The 1,403-nt window shown below is 56.9% G+C and carries 1 pseudogene; it reads left to right on the top strand.

Going from position 1 to position 1,403, the window contains the following annotated elements:
• Positions 1-45: 45 nt before the first annotated feature.
• Positions 46-1,403: pseudogene (gene atpD / locus ACIOVD_RS27860) on the top strand (F0F1 ATP synthase subunit beta); the annotation flags it as partial.

Here is a 1,403-nt window from a genome sequence, read left to right on the forward strand (position 1 = left end):
GGCGCTGCCGCGGTTTAACGGTTCAAATATTCAGAGGATCCAGCTATGAGTAGCGGACGTATCGTTCAAATCATCGGCGCCGTTATCGACGTGGAATTTCCACGCGACAGCGTACCGAGCATCTACAACGCGCTGACAGTTCAAAGCGCGGCCGCAACCACTCTGGAAGTTCAGCAACAGCTGGGCGACGGCGTGGTTCGTACCATTGCGATGGGCTCCACCGAGGGCTTGAAGCGTGGTCTGGACGTCATCGACTCCGGCGCAGCCATTTCCGTACCAGTCGGTAAAGCGACCCTGGGCCGGATCATGGACGTTCTGGGCAACCCGATCGACGAAGCAGGTCCAATCGACACCGAAGAGCGCTGGGGCATTCACCGTCCTGCGCCAACCTTCGCAGAACAAGCGGGCGGCAACGACCTGCTGGAAACCGGCATCAAGGTTATCGACCTGGTTTGCCCGTTCGCCAAGGGCGGTAAAGTTGGTCTGTTCGGTGGTGCCGGTGTAGGCAAAACCGTAAACATGATGGAACTGATCCGTAACATCGCCATCGAGCACAGCGGTTATTCCGTGTTCGCCGGTGTGGGTGAGCGTACTCGTGAGGGTAACGACTTCTACCACGAGATGAAGGACTCCAACGTTCTGGACAAAGTGGCACTGGTTTACGGTCAAATGAACGAGCCGCCGGGTAACCGTCTGCGCGTAGCACTGACTGGCCTGACCATGGCCGAGAAGTTCCGTGACGAAGGTAACGACGTTCTGCTGTTCGTCGACAACATCTATCGTTACACCCTGGCCGGTACTGAAGTATCCGCACTGCTGGGCCGTATGCCTTCTGCAGTAGGTTACCAGCCGACCCTGGCTGAAGAGATGGGTACTCTGCAAGAGCGCATCACTTCGACCAAAAACGGTTCGATCACCTCGATCCAAGCGGTATACGTACCTGCGGATGACTTGACTGACCCGTCGCCAGCGACCACCTTCGCCCACTTGGACGCCACCGTCGTTCTGTCCCGTGACATCGCTTCCCTGGGTATCTACCCAGCGGTAGACCCACTGGACTCGACTTCGCGTCAGTTGGACCCGAACGTGATCGGTCAGGACCACTACGACACCGCTCGCGGCGTACAGTATGTTCTGCAGCGTTACAAAGAACTGAAGGACATCATCGCGATCCTGGGTATGGACGAGCTGTCGGAAGCCGACAAGCAGTTGGTAAACCGTGCTCGTAAGATCCAGCGTTTCTTGTCGCAGCCGTTCTTCGTGGCTGAAGTCTTCACCGGTGCTTCGGGTAAATACGTTTCCCTGAAAGACACCATTGCTGGCTTCAAGGCATCCTCAACGGTGACTACGACCACCTGCCAGAACATGCGTTCTACATGGTTGGCGGCATCGAAGAAGGGATG

This window comes from Pseudomonas sp. NPDC087626 (assembly GCF_044743405.1).
Classification (GTDB): domain Bacteria; phylum Pseudomonadota; class Gammaproteobacteria; order Pseudomonadales; family Pseudomonadaceae; genus Aquipseudomonas.